Origin of the sequence: Rhodocista pekingensis, assembly GCF_042665545.1 — a bacterium.
Lineage (GTDB): Bacteria > Pseudomonadota > Alphaproteobacteria > Azospirillales > Azospirillaceae > Rhodocista > Rhodocista pekingensis.
The window spans coordinates 420,396-437,480 of the sequence record NZ_JBHTCM010000010.1 but is presented as its reverse complement, the minus strand read 5'-3'; the positions used below and the strand labels follow the sequence as shown (position 1 = coordinate 437,480).

The window sequence follows — 17,085 nt, the reverse complement described above, 5'->3', positions numbered from 1 at the left end:
TGCCGTTAACGCAACGACATTCCACGGGAGTGGACCGGACGTGCCACGTTATCATGTCGCGGTCATCGGCGGCGGTGTCGCAGGGCTCGTTTCAGCGGTCCTGCTGGCCGCCCGTGGACTCCAGGTCACCGTGCTGGAGAAGGGGCCGGCCCCTGGCGGCAAGATGCGCCAGATCGCCATCGGCGATGCCCGAATCGACTCCGGTCCCACGGTCTTCACCATGCTCCCGGTGCTGGAGCAGATCTTTGCCGAGGCCGGGGCGTCGCTGAGCGACCATCTCACCCTGGAGCGCGCGGAAATCCTCGCTCGGCACGCCTGGGTCGAGGGCGGGCGGCTGGATCTGTTCGCCGATATCGACCGCTCGGCGGACGCCATCGCCGCCTTCGCCGGCCCGGCGGAGGCCGACGGCTACCGCCGGTTCTGCCGCGACGCGGCCCGCACCTTCCGCACGCTGGACCGCCCCTTCATGCGGGCCGCGAGCCCCGGCATGGTCACCATGGCGACCACCGCCGGGCCGTTCGGGATGCTGAACCTGCTGCGGGCGCGACCCTTTGCCACGCTGTGGAACGCGCTCGGCGACCACTTCCGCGATCCCCGCCTGCGCCAGTTGTTCGGCCGCTATTCAACCTACTGCGGCTCCTCCCCGTTCCAGGCGACGGCGATCCTGATGCTGGTCGCCCATGTGGAGCAGGAGGGCGTCTGGCTGGTGCGGGGCGGCATGCACCGGGTCGCCACGGCGCTGGAGGGGCTGGCCCGGTCGCACGGGGCGGAGTTCCGCTACGGGACCGAGGTCCGGCAGGTGCTGCTGCGCGACGGTCGCGCCTGCGGCGTCGAACTGGCGGACGGGGAGCGCCTGGAGGCCGATGCGGTCATCTGCAACGGCGACGTGGGCGCGGTGGCGGGCGGGCTGCTGGGCGGCGGTGTCGCCCCGGCGGTCGCGCCGGTCCCGCGGGAGCAGCGGTCGCTCTCCGCCGTCACCTGGTCCATGCTGGCGGAGACGTCGGGTTTCCCGCTGCTGCGGCACACGGTCTTCTTCTCCGACGACTATGCCGGCGAGTTCGATGACATCTTCGTCCGCCGGCGCCTGCCCCGTGTGCCCACTGTCTATATATGTGCGCAGGACCGTGGCGCCGGCCCGGACGCGGCAGCACCGCCGCCCGGCACCCGGGAGCGGTTGCTCTGCCTTGTCAACGCGCCGCCGGACGGCGACGCCAACCCCTTCGATGCCGCGGAGATCGAACGATGCACGGAGAGGACCTTCGGCCTGCTGGAACGCTGCGGCCTGACGGTGACCCGGACCGGGTCGGACACGGTGGTGACGACTCCGGCGGACTTCGGCCGGATGTTCCCGGCGACGGGGGGAGCCCTGTACGGCCGGGCGTCGCACGGCTGGAAGGCGTCGTTCCAGCGGCCGCCGGGGCGGACCAGGATTCCGCGATTCTATCTGGCGGGGGGCAGCGCCCATCCGGGACCGGGGGTGCCGATGGCGGCCCTGTCCGGCCGGATGGCGGCGGAGAGCCTGCTGCGGGATCTGCGGCCCTGAGACTCGGGTTCGACCGCAAGGTCCCGCGGGACGGCTATGCCTGGTGGTATGTCGATGCGCTCAGCGACGACGGCCGCTACGGCCTGACCCTGATCGCCTTCATCGGCAGCGTCTTCTCGCCCTACTATGCCTGGGCGCGGCGCCGCGGCGAGGGCGACCCGGAGAATTTCTGTTCCCTGAACGTCGTGCTTTCCGGGCCGGGGGCCAACCGCTGGTGCATGACCGAGCGCGGACGCTCCAGCCTCACCGCCGAGTCGCAGGGGCTGGGCATCGGCCCCAGCTCCGTGCGCTGGGACGGGGAGGGGCTGGTCTTCGAGATCGACGAGGCCACCATGCCGCTGCCCGGCCGGGTCCGCGGCAGGGTCAGGCTGCGCCCGTCCGCCGTGACCTCGCATGTGGAGACGCTGGATGCGGAGGGGCGCCATCGCTGGTGGCCGGTCGCGCCGGCCTCGCGCGTGGAGGTCGAGCTGGATCGGCCGTCGCTGCGCTGGAGCGGTGCTGGTTATTTCGACTGCAACTGGGGCGACGTGCCGCTTGAACGGGACTTCCCGGACTGGGACTGGTGCCGCGCCCCGGTCGGACCGCAGGGCCGCGACGGTGCCGCCATCATCTACGATGTGCGTCGGCGCGACCGCAGCGGCAAGGTGATCGCCATCCGCATCGACCGTGCCGGCTCGGTGGAGTCGTTCCCCGTGCCGCCGCGCGTCGCGCTGCCGGGAAGCTTCTGGTGGCGGATCGACCGCGGCGTCCGCTGCGACTCGGGCGGCACGGCCGCGGTCCGGGAAACCCTGGTGGACGCGCCTTTCTATGCGCGCTCGGTGGTGGCGACCCGGATGGCGGGGCAGGATGTGACGGCGGTCCACGAGAGCCTGTCGCTGGACCGATTCGACAGCACCTGGGTGCAGTGCCTGCTGCCCTTCCGGATGCCGCGTCTGGCCCGCTGAGGTCCGGCCCGCGGGGCCAGCGTCCGTCCTGGGACGGCCGACTCGGATGCCGGCCGTCCCCGCCCCGCGGCCCTAGGGCTGGCGGTCCGCGCCGGCCGGGCGGGTGGTCGCGCTGCCCTTTTCGCGGGCGATGGTCTCGTTCTCCATGAGGACCTGCCGCGTGCCGGCGCCGACGCCTTCGGTTTCGCCGGCATCCTTCCGCGTCTTCCGGATGCGGGCCCACTGGTAGATCGCATAGGCAAGCACGATCACCAGAGTTCCAAGGGCCAGGATGAAAATGAAATTGCCGGTCATGAGATCGCCCATGGCTGCCAGTCCTCCGTCATTGTTCCGGAGGCGGGCGTGCCGTTCTGCGGCCGCACCCGCCCAGTCCCGCGCATCAACAGGCGTGTCGGACGGGCGTTCCCGATGGATGATCCCCAAGGGAGGGGGCGATGCCAGGCAAGGGGTGGACAAAGAAGGGGCGTTTCCGGCTGGTCCGGAAACGCCCCTTGCCTGTCGTGTATCGGATGTATCCGACGCGGGTCAGGCGCCGAAGTCTCAGGCGCCGTGAAGTCTCAGGCGCCGGGGCCGGCCGGGACGGTCTCGGTCTTCGGCGCGTCCGCGCTCACGGTGTCCGCCTCCGCGGCAGCGGCGCTCACGGTGTCCGTCCCGGGCGCGGCCGGCTCCTCCGTGGAACCGGCGGCCACCGGCTCGCCAGCGGCCGTTTCGGCCGCGGTCGTTTCGCCAGCGGGCATTCCGGTATCGGGCTCGTCGGCAGGAAGCGGCTCGACGGGAGCGGAGTCGGTTGCCACCGGCTCGGCCGGCTCCGCCACGGTTTCGCCGGCGGCAGCCGTGTCCGCGGTCGCGGCCACCACGGCGGCAGCGGCCAGGGCGACCGGCGCGGCAGCCAGGGGTGCAGGCTCGGCGACCGGCGTCGCAGCCGGTGCGGCAGCGGCCTGCTCCCGCGAGCGGGCGAGTTCACGCCGGATGGACCAGAGCTGGTAGAACAGGAAGGCCAGGATCAGCCCGAAGGCGATGATCATTTCGATGAGGCCGTAGCTGAACATGGCGCGGGCTTTCCCTCTTGGGGTCGATGAAGATCAGGGGTTTTCCAGGCCCATCGCGGGCCGGCGGCGGTAACGGCGGTCGGGATGGGACTCGCGCTCCGAGCGCTCCAGCCGCTCGAACAGATCCAGCACCCAGATCAGCCGGTCTTCCAGGCGCTGCGGGCCGGGGCGGACGCCGGCGGGGGCGGGATGGTTGCGCACGGCGTCCACCAGGAAGGCGGTCTCCGCCAGGGGCGGGGCCGAGGCCGGACCGCGCGGCCGCGGGCTGGCGGCGACCGCCCGCAGCAGCAGCGCCAGCTTGCGCCGGCCGGAGACGACGGCGCGGCGGCACACCGCCTGCGGACCCAGCCGCTCCACCTCGCGGCCGATCTCGGCATAGAGGAAGCGGGCGGCGTAGATGCCCGGCCGGCAGCCGACCGGCAGCCGCACGATGCCGGATTCGGCGCGGACATAGAGATCGTCCGCCACCTTCAGCAGACGGCGCACCAGCCGGTCGATGCCAGGGGTGCCGTCGGGATCGGCCAGCCACGCCTCCGGGTCGATGCCGGCCTCGCGCAGCCAGGACAGCGGCAGATAGATACGGCCGTTGCGGGCATCCTCGCCCACGTCGCGGGCGATGTTGGAAAGCTGCATCGCCACGCCCAGGTCGGTGGCCCGTGCCAGCGCCCCCGGATCGCGCACGCCCATCAGCAGGGTCATCATGGCGCCGACGGTGCCGGCAACGCGGGCCGAATAGTCGAACAGGCCCGACAGATCCTCATAGCGCCGTCCGGCGGCATCCCAGGCGAAGCCCTCGATCAGCGCCGCCGGCAGGGCTTTGGGGATGCCGTAGCGGGCCACGACGCGGGCAAAGGCGCGGTCCACCGGATCGTCGATGGGGTTTCCCGCATAGGCACGGTCCAGCCGTTCGTTCAGCCGGTCCAGCACCTCCTGCCCGCCGTCGCCCAGGTCCACGGCATCGTCCGCCATGCGGCAGAAGGCGTAGAGGCCGGTCGCGGCCTCCCGGACCTGGGTCGGCAACAGCAGGGAGGCGGCCTGGAAGCTGCGCGAGCCGGTGCGCAGCATCTCCCGGCAGACGACGAGATCGCCCCGTTCCGGCGTGAAGCGGTTGAGGGCGGGTCGTGGAGCCGACTCAGGCCAGGGCTGCTGCATCCGGTACCACCGTATCGAGGACCCGGGCGGAGGAGAGCACGCCTGGCATGCCCGCCCCGGGATGCGTGCCGGCGCCCACGAGGTACAGGCCCTTGACCTCCTCGCTGGCATTGTGCGGACGGAACCAGGCGCTTTGCAGCAGCACCGGCTCCAGCCCGAAACCGGCCCCCTTGAGGGACAGGTAGCGGTCGCGGAAATCCAGCGGCGTCATCACCTTGGAGGTGACGACGGACTGCTCCAGCCCGGGCAGCAGCGTCGCCGAGAGGTGGCGCTGCACCCGCTGGCGGAACTGCTCGGTCGCGGGACCGGTCCAGTCCGGGCCGCCGTCCAGGTTCGGAACGGGGACCAGGGCATAGAAGGCGTCGCAGCCCTCCGGCGCCAGCGCCGGGTCGGTCGCCGTCGGCCGGTGCAGATAGATGCTGAAATCGTCCGCCAGGATCTTGCGGTTGAAGATGTCGTCCAGCAGGCCGCGGTAGCGCGGCCCCATCATGATCGTGTGATGGGTGACGTCATCGTAGCGACGGTTGGTGCCGAAGTACCAGACGAACAGGCCCATGGAGTAGCGCGACCGCTCCACCTTGCGGTCGGTCCAGCGGTGACGCTCCTCCGGCGCCAGAAGGTGCCGGTAGGTCCAGGCGGAATCGGCGTTGGAGACGACGATGTCGGCCGCCAGTTCCTCCCCCGAGGCGAGCCGGACGCCCACGGCGCGGCCGTCCTTGACCAGGATGCGGGCGACATCCGCGTTGCAGCGGACCGTGTTGCCCTGGCCCTCGATCAGCCCGACCAGCCCCTTCACCAGACTGCCGGTGCCGCCCATGGCCCAGTGGACGCCCCAGTGCCGCTCCAGATACGCGATCATGGCGTAGATGGAGCTGGCGGCGAACGGGTTCCCGCCGACCAGCAGCGGGTGGTAGCTGAAGATGGTCCGCAGCCGCTCGTTCCGCAGGTGCTTCGCCACCAGATCGTAGACGGAGCGGTAGCCGGACAGGCGCAGCAGGTCGGGCGCCACCTTCAGCATGTCCATGACGGAACCGAAGGGCGCATGCGCCAGCTCGGTGAAGCCGATGCGGAAGCGCTCCTCGCTTGCCTTGAGGAAGCCCTCGTAGCCGGCGACGTCGTCGGGGGAGATGCGCGCCACCTCGGCCCGCATGGCCTCGGGATCGCCGCTGTAGGTGAAGACCTCACCGTCGTGGAAGCGGATGCGGTAGTACGGGTTCATCTCCCGCAGTTCCACATCGTCCGCCATCCGCCGGCCGCAGAGAGTCCACAGTTCCTCGAACAGGAACGGGGCCGTCACGATGGTCGGCCCCGCGTCGAAGGTGAACCCGTCCTGCCGGAATACGGAGGCCCTGCCGCCGGGCGCGTCCAGCCGCTCCAGCACCGTGACCTTGTAGCCGCGCGCACCCAGCCTTACCGCGGCGGCCAAGCCGCCGAAGCCGCTGCCGATGACGATCGCGTGGGGCGGCGTTGAGCGCGGGCGCCGCGTGCCCTGAGAAGTCTGTCCGTCCATGGCATGAGTATTTACCAGGAAATGGACACTTGGCTAGGCCCGGCGACATAGCATCGCGGCTCCCGGACGATATCCGGAAGTTCCGTGGATTCCTTCGGGAGTCCAAAGGCTTATCCGCCTACCTCCACAGCGGTGCAGGGGGCCGGAGGGGACCCCCGCGACACCGTCGCAGGGCAGGGCTCAGGCGGCTTCGGCGCGGGCCTGGGCCAGGAAGCGGTAAAGGTCGGCCATGAACACGTCCGGCATCTCGAAATGCGGCAGGGCGCCGGTCGGATAGGGCTGGAAATGCCAGTTCGGCAGATTGCGCGCCCAGCCCGCGCCGCTGAAGTTCTGGAAGTCGCCGCGGGTCGCGTGCGGCACCCAGACCGGCAGGGCCAGCTTCTCGTAGACCAGCCGGATGTCGGCGCTGAACAGCCGGCCCGACAGGAAGGCCAGGGGCGCGAAGCGGGCGCCGGGCTGGTGCGTCGCCAGATCGTCGTAGTCGGCCAGGCCCTCGTCGAAGTGGTCGGCGCCCCAGGTGCGCTTCAGGAAGTAGCGGATGCTCCGCGGTTTCACCAGCAGATTGTAGAGTCCCTGGCTCCACAGCCGCGCGGACAGGGCGGCATAGAGCCCCGGCACCTCCCGGGTGCCGCCGGGCACGCGCATCACCCGCGACTCCGGTCGGCTGAAGCCGGTCGGCGTGACCAGGGTCAGGCTGCGGACCCGCTCGGGCCGCTCCGCCGTGGCGCGGGCCGCGAATTCGGAGGAAAGCGACAGGGCCAGCACGTCCACCGGCCGCATCCCGTGCTCGGCCGCGATGACGTCCAGCATCTCATGCACCGCATCGGTGAAGAGCCGCGGGTTGTACCGGCGGTCGCTGCGGTCGGAGCGGCCGAAGCCGGGCAGGTCCACGGCGTAGACCCGCCGCGTCCGCACGGCGCGCTCGAAGATCGGCCGCACCTCGTAGGCGGAGCCGGCGGCGTTGATGGAGTGGATCAGCAGCAGCGGGTGGTCGCCGTCGCCCGGCGCCGGCCCGCCGACATAGAAACCCAGACGGCCCGCCCGTCCCGTCGTTTCACGGAAATCGCCGGCGACGGCCGGCGGCAGGGGGGAATAGGCGCGCGTCATGGCAGGGCTCCTTCGGTCCGCGGTCTGCCTCGGCAAACACATTGGACCGCGGAAGGTGCCCCGCAAGACGCGGGGGTGAGGCACGCCGCCGCGGGCGGCGCAGGTCGGATCAGCGGATCACGCCGGTCTGCCGCGCCACGCGCAGGATGATGTCGGCCACCAGGTCGGGCCGCTCCTCATGTGCCAGATGGCCCAGCTTCGGCAGGGTCTCGAGGCTCGACTCGGGCACCCGTGCCGCGATCCGCTCGGCCTGATGCGGCGGCACGGCATGGTCGGCGCTGCCGGCGACCAGTACCAGCCGGCACTTCAGCCGGGGCAGGTCGCGGACCAGCGGCACCAGATCCCAGTTCGCCATCATGCCCAGGGCGGCGGCGACATGGCGCGGATAGCGCAGCACCCGCGTGTAATAATCCACCCCCGGCCCGCCCAGGGCGGAGCCTGTGCCCGCGATCAGCCGCTCCACCGAGTGCCGGTCGGCCGCACGCCAGGCGAACAGGCGCGGCACGAACGGGTTCAGCACCAGCAGCTTGGCCAGGGTGGAGAAGAACCGGCCCTGCTCCTCGCGGAAGGGCAGGAAGGCCCCGTTCAGGGAGATGATCGCCCGCGGCGCGATCATGCCGTCCAGCGCCATCCGTGCCAGGATGGCGGCGCCGGCGGAATGGCCCACCACCAGGGACGGGGTGACGCCCAGGGCCTTCAGCAGCCCGTCCAGCGCCCGCGCCATGCCCGGCAGCGACAGCCGGCTGACCGAGGGCGCCGCGGTGAAGCCGTGGCCGGGCAGGTCCGGCGCCACCACCGTGAACCATCTGGAGAGAAGCGGGGCGAGGTCGCGCCAGGAATGCGTCGCCGCCCCGGTGCCGTGGACCAGCAGCAGCACCGGGCCGCTGCCCATCCGCTGCACATGCCAGCGCAGCCCCGCCGCCGTGACGAAGCTGCTGAACTCACGGTTCGGCCAGTCCCGGCCTTCCTGAGACCAGTCCGGCCCGTCCATCGGGATCATGCGGGGCGACTCCGGAACATGCGTCCCCTCACCGGACCTGGGACGCCGGGCGGGGGGCCGCCGCCCGCACGACACCCGACAGGGCCGCCGCGTCGGCATAGGGCAGGGGCACGTAGAGCGCCCCCATCTCTCCCGCCACCTGCCGCGCCGCCGGGTCGGGGCGCTGCGAGGTGTCGATCACCAGCGCCGTCAGTCCCGTGATGCGGAACTGCTTCGCCGCCGCCAGCGCGTCCTGCTCGCCCTTCTGGCGGCCCTTGCCGCCGTCGCGCGCCACGTTGGCGCGGCCGTCGGTCAGCATCACCACGGTCGGCGTGACGCCCCGCCGGCGCAGCGCGTCGGCCAGGGCGCCGGCAGCGTCGATGCCTGCGGCCAGCGGCGTGCCGCCGCCGCCCGGCAGTCCGGCCAGACTGCGCTTGGCGCGCACCAGCGACCGGGTGGGCGGCAGCAGCAGCTCCGCCTCCATGCCGCGGAAGGCCAGCAGCGCCACCTGGTCGCGGCGCACATAACAGTCCGCCAGCAGCAGCTCGACCGCCCCCTTCGCCTCGGCCAGCCGCTGGAAGGCGGCGGAGCCGGAGGCATCGACGACGAAGATGGTCGCCGTCTGCGACTTCCGCTTGATGCGGTTGACCCGCATGTCGTCCTTGCGGACCTCGACCCGGGTCTGGCCCTCGCCGTCGGCGCGGCGGCGCAGCGGCTGCCAGGGGGCGGCGGCGCGCAGGGTCTCGATCACGTTCAGGCGGGTGCCGGCCTTGGGCTCGCCCCGGCGCACGCCGGCCGGACGGCCGCGGGTGCCGCCGGTCTGGGTGGCGCCGGCCCGGCCGCCCTGGGGCGAGCGGGAGCGCGACAGCCCCTCGGCCATCAGCTTCGCCAGCAGCCCGGCCGGGATGGCGGCCTTGGCCGCCTCCAGCACCACGTCCTCCAGGGGCTTGTCCTCGTCGCCCTCGTTCTGCTCAGGCGGATCGGGCGGGGTCTCGGGCTCGTCCGGCTCCTCCGGCGGCGGGGGCTCGTCCTCCTCCTGCGGCTCGTCGGACGGCGGCAGCATGGTGGCGCGCGGCGCCAGCACCAGCCGGGCGGCGATGGACGCCTCCTCCCGTCCGACGATGGTGCGGCCGGCCAGCGCGGCCGCGGCCCGGGCCACGCGCAGGGCCAGCAGGGGCGCGCGCACGCTGTCGATGCCCAGCGCCATGGCGGTGGAGCACATCGCCTCCACCGTCTCGGGGCCGAGGACGACCTGGGGCAGCAGCGCGCGCGCCTCCAGCACCTCGTCGGCCGCCACGGGCGTCAGGTCGATCTCGCGGTAGGGAAGGCCGGCCAGATCGATGTGGAAGGCCAGCCGGTCCATCAGGGCCTCGGGCGGACGCTCGTCCTCCTCGATGCCCTCGTCCAGGGCGACGATGCCCAGCTCGGCGCGGCTGTTCAGCGCGATGCCGTCGCGCTCCATCCGCACCTCGCCGGAATCGAGCACGGCCGCCAGCTTCGCCGCAGTGCCGGGCGGCAGCCGCTCGGCCATGGCGACGACGACGGCGCCGCCGTCCGCCTCGGCCAGCAGGCCACGGCCCACGACGGGGCGGCCGGCCCTGAGCGTCGCGGCCAGATCCAGCCCGCCCAGCAGGTTGCCGTCGGTGACATGCAGCGGCATCCGCCGGATCGGTGCTCCGGACGGCATCAGGGTGCGCAGCAGCTCCAGCCAGCGGTCGCGCACCGGACCCGCCAGGGCGCGGAGGGCCGCGCCCTGGGTGCCCGCGGGATCGACGGCGAACAGGGCGGCTGCCGTCGCCGCGTCCACCCAGCGCGGATCGGCACCGGGAGTCGCGCGGGCGGCCTCCGTGCTCATTCCCCGAACATCTCCTGCAACGCCCGCTCGATGCGCACGGAGGAACCGGCCTCGTCCAGCGGGTTGCGCCGCAGGCGGTGGCGCAGGGCGGCGGGGGCGACCTTGCGCAGATGCGCGTCCGTCACCTCGGCGTCGCCGTCCAGCGCGGCCAGCGCGCGCGCCGCCCGCATCAGGGTCAGCTCGCCGCGCAGCCCGTCGGCTCCCAGCGTCATACAGAGCTGGGCGGCATGTTCCAGCACCTGGTCCGGCACCCTCACGCCGGCGATGTGGTCGCGGGCGGATTCGATGCGGCGGCTCAGCGCCTTCTCTTCCTTGTGCCAGCGCTCGCAGAAGGCGACGGGATCGTGCTCGAACTCGTCGCGGCGGCGCACCACCTCGATCCGGTCCTGCAACACGGTCGGGGTCTTCACCTCCACCGACAGGCCGAAGCGGTCCAGGAGCTGCGGGCGCAGCTCGCCCTCCTCGGGATTGCCGGAACCGACCAGGACGAAGCGGGCCGGATGGCGGATGCTCAGCCCCTCGCGCTCGACGACGTTCTCTCCCGACGCGGCCACGTCCAGCAGCAGATCGACCAGGTGATCCTCCAGCAGGTTCACCTCGTCGATGTAGAGGAAGCCGCGGTGGGCGCGGGCCAGCAGGCCCGGCTCGAACGCCTTCTCCCCCTTCGCCAGGGCGCGCTCCAGGTCCAGCGCGCCGACCACGCGGTCCTCCGTGGCGCCCAGCGGCAGGTCCACCACCGGCACCGGCACGCGCCTGGCGTGCAGCGGCGCATCCGCCGCCCGGGCGCGGCATTCGGCGCAGGGCTTGGCCGGGTCGCAGTTGTAGCGGCAGCCGTCGATCGCCTGCATGGGCGGCAGCAGGGCGGCCAGGGCGCGCACGGCCGTGGACTTGCCGGTGCCGCGGTCACCGAAGACCATGACGCCGCCGACGCTCTGGTCCACGGCGGCGATCAGCAGCGCCAGCTTCATCTCCTCCTGCCCGACGATGGCGGAGAAGGGGAAGGGCAGGCGTTTGGGGGCCTCGGCCGGGGCCGCGGCCGGCGTCTCCTCGGCCCGCTTGCCGCGGGAGCCGCGCTTGGCGGCCCCCTTCGTCGCGGCGACGTCAGGGGCGCGCTCCATCACGGAGCCCGGGGAGTCGGCATCCATCTTCTTCATCACTCCCGCAGTCCCTTGGTTCCGGTCATCGTGGCGTCGGTCATCGTCGATCTCAGGGGGGCACCAGTCCGAACAGGTGCGCCAGATCCTTGAAGAAGATGCGCACATGGGCGGCGGGCCGGGCGCGCACCAGTTCCTTGTTCATGTAGGCTTCCCACGTCAGCTTCTGGACATCCTTGTCCTGGCAGATGCTGACGAAGCGTTCCCGCCGTTTGTCGCTGCTGTACCAGAATTTCTGGAGGATGCCGAGAATCCAGAACACGCGGCCATGCGCCTTCATGAAGCGCTTGCGCGCCTGCGCCAGTTCGCGCACGTCGCCGGTCTTCAGGAAGGCGTCCACCGCCTCCGCGGCGACGCGGCCGCAGGCCAGCGCATAGTAGATGCCTTCGCCCGACGCCGGGGCGACGACGCCGGCGGCATCGCCGGCCAGCAGCACGTCGCGGCCGTTGTCCCAGCGCTTGCGCGGCTTCAGCGGGATCGGCGCGCCCTCCTTGCGGATGGTCTTGCAGCCGTCCAGCTTCAGCGCCACGCGCAGGTCGGCGATGGAGCCGCGCAGGGAGAAGCCCTTGTGCATGCTGCCGGTGCCGATGCTGGTCGCCGGGCCGTGCGGGAAGACCCAGGAATAGAAGTCCGGGGAGAACTTGCCCTGGTAGTAGACGTCGCAGCGGGCGCCGTCCACGGTGCCGCCGGGGCGGGCATCCGCCGGGGTCTCGATGATCTCATGGTAGGCGAAGACCAGCGGCACCTGCTCGTCCGGCAGGGCCAGCCGCGCCACCGCGGAATTGGCGCCGTCCGCGCCGATCACGACGCGGGCGCGCACGCTCTCCAGCGTCCCGTCGGGCGAGCCCTTGGGCTGGTAGCGCACGATGGCGGTGCCGTCGGCGTCGCGGTCCAGCGCCTCGAAGGTGCCGGTGCGGCGTTCCGCGCCCGAGGTGGCGGCGCGCTTGCGCAGCCATTCGTCGAACACGTCGCGGTCCACCATGCCGACGAAGCCGCCGTCGATCGGCATGTCCACCGCCTTGCCGGACGGCGAGATCATGCGGGCCGAGGTGATCTTCGCCACCAGCAGCGCGTCGGGAATGTCGAAGTCGCGGATCGCCCGCGGCGGAATGGCCCCGCCGCAGGGCTTGATGCGGCCGGCCTTGTCCAGCAGCAGCACCTTGCGCCCGGCGCGGGCCAGATCGGTGGCGGCGGTGGCGCCGGCGGGCCCGCCGCCGACGACCACCGCGTCGAAGGTTTCCAGGTCAGACATGGCGTTCACACCCCTTCTAGCCTGACAGCATTCAGCTCGCGCCAGCGGGGACGGCACGACCGTCCGCCCCCTGGAGCCTGTCCGCGCCCAGCCGCAGGGCCATGAGCGCGGAGACGAGGAACAGGAGACCCTCCGCCACGAAGACGGCACCATAGGCCGTGGCGGGGTTCTCGAAGAAGACCCGGGCCGCGTCGGCCGCGGCAGTACCGATGAAGCCGCCCAGCCCGAAGGCCACGGCCTGCGCCGCCCCCCACAGGCCCATGCGCACGCCCTCGCGGGATTCCCGCCCGGCGCCCACGCGCTCCATCATGGACCCGATGGCGGCCACGGCGAAGACGCCGTTCGACACACCCAGGGCGAAGACGGTGGGCAGCAGCGGCCAGCCCGGGCCGACGCTCCCCCCCACCGCCAGCGCCGTCAGCGCTGCGGCCGACGCGATGCAGCCGCCCACCGTCCAGGCGCGCAGGGCGTTCTGCGAGCGGCCGCCGGTCAGCGTGCCGATCACGCCGACCAGGATCATGCCCAGCAGCACGCCGGCGTTCTGGATGCCGGCCATCTTGGTGGATTCGCCCGGCGTCATGCCGAACACGGTGCCGGCGAACGGCTCCAGGATCAGGTCCTGGGCGCTGTAGGCCAGCATGGAGACGAAGACGAAGACGGCGAAGCCGCGGGCCGCCGGCTCGTCCCAGACCTGCCGGAAGGCGACCGCGAAGGGCACCGCCGGCTCGTCGGACGCGGCCGGGGCCGGCGCGCTCGCGCGGCCCTCCACGCCCCAGACGGCCAGCACGGTGACGACCATGGCGATGGCCGAGACGGTGCAGGTCACCGCCACCAGCCGGCCGAGCGAGAAGGGGTCCAGGAAGTGGCCCGCGGTCTGCGCCGTGACGATGAAGCCGATGATCATCATCACCCAGCAGATCGTCGCCGCGGCCGGGCGGCGCTGCGCGGGCACCCGCTTGGCCAGCAGCACCAGCAGCGAGGTGCCGCAGGCGCCGACGCCCAGGCCGATGGCGAGGAAGGCGACGATGGCGACCACCGTTCCCAGCACCGGGGAGGCCACCATCAGCGCCGTCGCCACGGCCGAACCGGCGCCGCCGGCGGCCAGCACGGCCATGCCGCCGATGATCCAGGGCGTCCGCCGGCCGCCGACATCCGAGCCGTAGCCCAGGCGCGGCCGGGAGATCTGGATGATGTGGTGCATCGCCACCAGGAAGCCCGGCAGCATGGCCGGCAGGGCCAGTTCCACCACCATCACCCGGTTCATGGTCGAGGTGGTGAGCACGACGATGGCGCCCAGCGCCGTCTGCACCAGGGCCAGACGGACGATGCCCAGCCACCCCAACGGGGGCAGGGCCTGAAGGGAGGTCCCAGGGGTCATGGCGTCACCGCAGCCGCGAGGTCGGGGGCGTAGCGCAGCGCGAACGCGCTGACCATCATGCCGGAGACATAGACCGGGACGCCGAACCCGCTGTACCAGACGTCCCGCTTGATCGGGTCCTTCAGGAACCGCACCATCATCAGGGCCTGCACCGCCAGCAGCCCGGCCACGGCCAGGGCGTGCAGGGGCTGGCCCCATTGCAGCAGCAGCGCGATCACGATGACCTGCGGCGCCGCCATGAAGACGCAGGCGATCAGGGCCGCGTTGTCGGCGCCGAGCTGCACCGGCAGCGAGGCGATGCCGATCTTCGTGTCGCCCTTGATCGACTTGAAATCGTTCAGCGTCATGATGCCGTGCGCGCCGAAGCTGTAGAGCCCGGCCAGCGCGAAGATGCGCCAGTCCGGCTGCTGCATCAGCATCACCGCGGCCCCGGTCAGCCAGGGCAGGCCCTCATAGCAGGCGCCCACGGCCGCGTTGCCCCACCAGCCGTTCAGCTTCAGCCGGAACGGCGGCGCGCTGTAGGCCCAGGCCAGGGCCAGCCCGACGATGGCGGCATAGACCACCCAGGCACCCAGCATCATCGACCAGAGCAGGGAGACGGCGGTCCAGATGATGGCGACGTAGAGCCCCCAGCGGCCCGGCATCCGGCCCGACGGGATCGGCCGGTCCGGCTCGTTGATGGCATCGACATGGCGGTCGAACCAGTCGTTGACGGCCTGGCTGGTGGCGCAGACCAGCGGTCCGGCCAGGATGATGCCGGCGACCAGCAACCACCAGTGGCCCTCCAGCGGCACGCCGGAGGACACCACCCCGCACCCGAAGGCCCACATCGGCGGGAACCAGGTGATGGGTTTCAGAAGCTCGAGAACGGCGGAGGGCTTGGGGTACTGCATGGCGCCATCTTTTGCTTGACACTATACAGTGTCAACTCAAATTTACAGTTGTCACGTGGGCCCGGACCCCTCTCCGGAAAGGGGTGCGTCACTCCTTCCCGGGGGGCTCCGGGGCGCGGCGGCCCCCGTCGATTGACGGGAGGAATCCGCGCCTCTAGCTTCCGCGGCAAAGGGCCTGGGAAGGCGGCCGCCGTCAACCCCGCAGCGGTGCGACCGCTGGACGCCGGCCCCTTTTCCGGCCCCCGTTCCGGACCGACAGGGGCGGGCCCGGGCGCCCGCCCGCCGCCGGCCGACCACCCGTGGACCACCCGTGGAGAGGATGGCAAGCGTATGACCTCCCAGCACACCCCCGGACCCCTTGCTTCCGCCACCGCCTCCGGCGGGGCGTCGGCCGGCGCGCTCGTCGGCGATGCGGCGGAGCGCGTGATCCTGGTGGACGCCGACGACCGGGAGACCGGAATCGCGCCGAAGCTTCTGGCCCACCACGAAGGCCTGCGCCACCGCGCCTTCTCCGTGTTCGTGCGGGATCCGCAGGGGCGCCAGCTTCTGCAACGCCGGGCCGCGGTGAAATACCATTCCGGCGGCCTCTGGTCGAACACCTGCTGCGGCCACCCGCGGCCGGGCGAAGGGCTGGCCGAGGCCGCCGGCCGCCGTCTGTACGAAGAGCTTGGCTTCACCTGCGCGCTGCGGCCGCTGGGGCGGCTGCACTATGCGGTCGATTTCGGCAACGGCCTGCACGAGAACGAGGTCGTGACCCTGTTCGCCGGGGTCCATGCCGGGGCGGTCCGGCCCAACCCGGACGAGGTGGACGCCGTGACCTGGATGGACGAGCCGGCCCTGCTGGCCGACATCAAGGCCAACCCCGACGCCTACAGCTACTGGTTCCACCTCTACATGACGGAGCATCTCCCCGTCGTGCGCGCGGGCCTCTGACCGTAACCGACCCGGACGGGGGCGCCGCCACTCAGCGGCGGATGCCCTCGTCCGTCAGGACGATCACGGGATAGCCGCGGTACTCTTCCGGGGCGCCGTGGTCGGGTGCGCTGACGCGCAGGATGATCCGACCCTCCCCCATGCCGACGCCGACCACCGGCCGTCCGGCCTCGGTCAGCTCCTTGAACAGGGTGCGGGCGGCATCGGCCAGCGGGTGCTTCTCGGGGACGGTCTCGCTCATTCCAGGAACTCGGGCCAGAATCTCGGGGCAGGGGCTCGGGGCAGACTCCCGGGCCGGACAGGGTCCGGGCCGGAAGCGGATGCGGTCGGCGGCGGTCCTCCGCCGGCGCGGAGTGTCGGCGCCCGCCGGGGCGCGGTCAAGGGCCGCCGGAAACGGCCGGACAGGGCGGGGAACGCCCCGGCGTCCGGGCGGTTGGGAGGGGCGACGACCGCCATCGGAGGACCCTGTCCCATGAGCGTCAACAGGATGCTGCTTCTTTCCGCGGCCGCCGGCCTCGCCCTGTCCGGTGCTGCCCTGCCCGGCATTGCGGCCGCCCAGGACGGCGGCCCCGCCAGCCCGTCGGCCCGGGACACCCCGCAGAGCCAGGAGAGCGGTGCCGCCGCTGCCTCCGGCACCGACCGGCCGGGGATCGCCGACCGCGGCGGCCTCAGCGACGAAGGAATGCCGGGCCAGACCGCCCCGTCGCGCGGCGCCGGTGCCACGGCATCGGGGTCCGACAGCGCAGACACAGGTCATTCCGGCAACGCAACGAGCGGGTCCGGCCGGAGCACGGCGACGGACTGGTCAGGGGCGGCAGGCGGCGGGGGCGGCACCTCCCGCACCGACGATAACCGTTCCGGAAGCGGATCGGATGAGGTCGGCCTTGGCGGCGCCGGAGCCGTGTCACCCTCGGACCGATCCGGCGACACGGCGCCGGGCCTGCGGCGGGGGGCCGACGGCGACGCGCCCTCGGGCACGGGCACGTCCACCGGCGCCGGCGGCCAGGGGGACGGGCGGGCCGACACCCGGACGACCGACGGGCAGGCCCCCTCTGACGGGCTGAACCTGGAGCGCGACGGCTACGGGCCGGGCGGCGCTACCGGCATGTCCGGCGGCGCGGGGGCCGGCGCGACCGGCCCCGGCGGGGTCAGCGCCGGCGGGACCACGGCGGCCAGCGGTGTCGGCGGCTGACACCCCGGCAGCGGCAGCGAGGACAGCGGACGGGCCGTTCCTCCGGGGACGGCCCGTTCCGTCTGCGTGGCCCGCAGCGTCTGCGCATCGGGGGAGCGGACCCCATACGGAAGCAGGCGCGACATTACGTCCCCGGATGCCCTC

General features: G+C 72.4%; 16 protein-coding genes. 4 read left to right on the top strand and 12 right to left on the bottom strand.

Annotated features, from left to right (window positions below; translation table 11 throughout):
• Window positions 1–40 precede the first annotated feature (40 nt).
• Together crtD and ACFQPS_RS10320 are read left to right on the top strand one after the other, a co-directional pair.
• Window positions 41–1,543, top strand: coding sequence for a 1-hydroxycarotenoid 3,4-desaturase CrtD (gene crtD / locus ACFQPS_RS10325; RefSeq protein ID WP_377358707.1), 1,503 nt, complete (start codon window positions 41–43; stop codon window positions 1,541–1,543).
• 218 nt (window positions 1,544–1,761) lie between these two features.
• On the top strand, window positions 1,762–2,487 hold the full coding sequence (locus ACFQPS_RS10320) for a carotenoid 1,2-hydratase (protein ID WP_377358706.1): 726 nt from the start codon (window positions 1,762–1,764) through the stop codon (window positions 2,485–2,487).
• A 72-nt stretch (window positions 2,488–2,559) separates the two neighbouring features.
• Here ACFQPS_RS10320 and ACFQPS_RS10315 read toward each other — a convergent pair whose 3' ends face one another.
• The 11 genes from ACFQPS_RS10315 to chlG all read right to left on the bottom strand — a co-directional run bounded on the left by ACFQPS_RS10315 (window position 2,560) and on the right by chlG (window position 14,816).
• The gene (locus tag ACFQPS_RS10315) at window positions 2,560–2,793 is read right to left on the bottom strand and encodes a hypothetical protein (RefSeq protein ID WP_377358705.1); all 234 of its coding nucleotides are present in this window, start codon (window positions 2,791–2,793) and stop codon (window positions 2,560–2,562) included.
• A gap of 251 nt (window positions 2,794–3,044) precedes the next feature.
• On the bottom strand, window positions 3,045–3,536 hold the full coding sequence (locus tag ACFQPS_RS10310; RefSeq protein ID WP_377358703.1) for a hypothetical protein: 492 nt from the start codon (window positions 3,534–3,536) through the stop codon (window positions 3,045–3,047).
• 33 nt (window positions 3,537–3,569) lie between these two features.
• Complete coding sequence (locus tag ACFQPS_RS10305) at window positions 3,570–4,688, bottom strand: phytoene/squalene synthase family protein (RefSeq protein ID WP_377358701.1); 1,119 nt, start codon at window positions 4,686–4,688, stop codon at window positions 3,570–3,572.
• Complete coding sequence (locus tag ACFQPS_RS10300) at window positions 4,669–6,198, bottom strand: phytoene desaturase (RefSeq protein ID WP_377358699.1); 1,530 nt, start codon at window positions 6,196–6,198, stop codon at window positions 4,669–4,671. The genes ACFQPS_RS10305 and ACFQPS_RS10300 overlap by 20 nt, the downstream gene beginning before the upstream one ends.
• Window positions 6,199–6,378: 180 nt before the next feature.
• Window positions 6,379–7,305, bottom strand: coding sequence for an alpha/beta fold hydrolase (locus ACFQPS_RS10295; protein ID WP_377358697.1), 927 nt, complete (start codon window positions 7,303–7,305; stop codon window positions 6,379–6,381).
• A gap of 109 nt (window positions 7,306–7,414) precedes the next feature.
• A complete protein-coding gene (gene bchO / locus ACFQPS_RS10290; RefSeq protein WP_377358695.1) occupies window positions 7,415–8,305 on the bottom strand; it encodes an alpha/beta fold hydrolase BchO in 891 nt (296 codons plus the stop codon).
• Between the two features lie 28 nt (window positions 8,306–8,333).
• Window positions 8,334–10,139: a magnesium chelatase subunit D gene (locus tag ACFQPS_RS10285; RefSeq protein ID WP_377358694.1), complete on the bottom strand. Its 1,806-nt coding sequence runs from the start codon at window positions 10,137–10,139 to the stop codon at window positions 8,334–8,336.
• Window positions 10,136–11,284 (bottom strand): magnesium chelatase ATPase subunit I, encoded by a 1,149-nt coding sequence (gene bchI, locus ACFQPS_RS10280; protein ID WP_377359570.1) that lies wholly within the window; start codon window positions 11,282–11,284, stop codon window positions 10,136–10,138. The genes ACFQPS_RS10285 and bchI overlap by 4 nt, the downstream gene beginning before the upstream one ends.
• 61 nt (window positions 11,285–11,345) lie before the next feature.
• Entirely contained in the window at window positions 11,346–12,545 is a 1,200-nt protein-coding gene (locus ACFQPS_RS10275; RefSeq protein WP_377358693.1) for a geranylgeranyl diphosphate reductase, read from the bottom strand.
• A 31-nt stretch (window positions 12,546–12,576) separates the two neighbouring features.
• A complete protein-coding gene (locus tag ACFQPS_RS10270) occupies window positions 12,577–13,923 on the bottom strand; it encodes a BCD family MFS transporter (RefSeq protein ID WP_377358690.1) in 1,347 nt (448 codons plus the stop codon).
• Complete coding sequence (chlG, locus tag ACFQPS_RS10265; protein WP_377358688.1) at window positions 13,920–14,816, bottom strand: chlorophyll synthase ChlG; 897 nt, start codon at window positions 14,814–14,816, stop codon at window positions 13,920–13,922. The genes ACFQPS_RS10270 and chlG overlap by 4 nt, the downstream gene beginning before the upstream one ends.
• Window positions 14,817–15,146: 330 nt before the next feature.
• Between chlG and idi the strand changes: the two genes are divergently transcribed.
• The gene (idi, locus tag ACFQPS_RS10260; protein ID WP_377358687.1) at window positions 15,147–15,749 is read left to right on the top strand and encodes an isopentenyl-diphosphate Delta-isomerase; all 603 of its coding nucleotides are present in this window, start codon (window positions 15,147–15,149) and stop codon (window positions 15,747–15,749) included.
• 31 nt (window positions 15,750–15,780) lie between these two features.
• On the opposite strand, the gene ACFQPS_RS10255 is transcribed toward idi, so the two are convergent.
• Entirely contained in the window at window positions 15,781–15,990 is a 210-nt protein-coding gene (locus ACFQPS_RS10255; RefSeq protein ID WP_377358686.1) for a hypothetical protein, read from the bottom strand.
• A 231-nt stretch (window positions 15,991–16,221) separates the two neighbouring features.
• Here ACFQPS_RS10255 and ACFQPS_RS10250 point away from each other — a divergent pair, with 231 nt between their 5' ends.
• Window positions 16,222–16,941: a hypothetical protein gene (locus tag ACFQPS_RS10250; RefSeq protein WP_377358684.1), complete on the top strand. Its 720-nt coding sequence runs from the start codon at window positions 16,222–16,224 to the stop codon at window positions 16,939–16,941.
• The last annotated feature ends 144 nt before the right edge of the window (window positions 16,942–17,085 follow it).